The sequence below is a fragment of the Staphylococcus sp. GDX8P80P genome (assembly GCF_017893095.1).
GTDB lineage: Bacteria > Bacillota > Bacilli > Staphylococcales > Staphylococcaceae > Staphylococcus > Staphylococcus borealis.
Genome location: NZ_JAESMI010000244.1, coordinates 1 through 381, shown reverse-complemented (window position 1 = coordinate 381; position 381 = coordinate 1). Strand labels below are relative to the sequence as shown.

Sequence of the window (381 nt, the reverse complement as noted above, 5' to 3'; positions counted from 1 at the left end):
CCAAATTCTTCTAATACATAATCAATAATACTTATTCTCGTTTTAGGAATTAATTTATTATCAATTACAATTTTTCCTTTTAGTAATTCATCTACATTACAAAAATGGTTACCCGGATTCCCACCTGTACCGATTTCGACCATTTTCAATCCTGAATCTGCAACATGATCTAACATTTCTTCAAACGTTTTATCTTGAAAAAGTACTGTAAATACACCAATTTTCATATGTAACACCCCTTATTTTATTTTAACACTCGTTCCTTGTTCACTACTTTCATAAATTGCATCTATTAATGCACTCACGCGTCTAGCTTCTTCAGGTTCAACGATGCAGTTTGAATGCTCATGGTCTGCGAATATTAAAGAAGATAAAATTCAC

At 31.5% G+C, this 381-nt stretch carries 1 pseudogene; it reads right to left on the bottom strand.

Annotated features, from left to right (window positions below):
* A pseudogene (locus KA858_RS12635) lies at positions 1-227 on the bottom strand (hypothetical protein); the annotation flags it as partial.
* Positions 228-381: the final 154 nt, after the last annotated feature.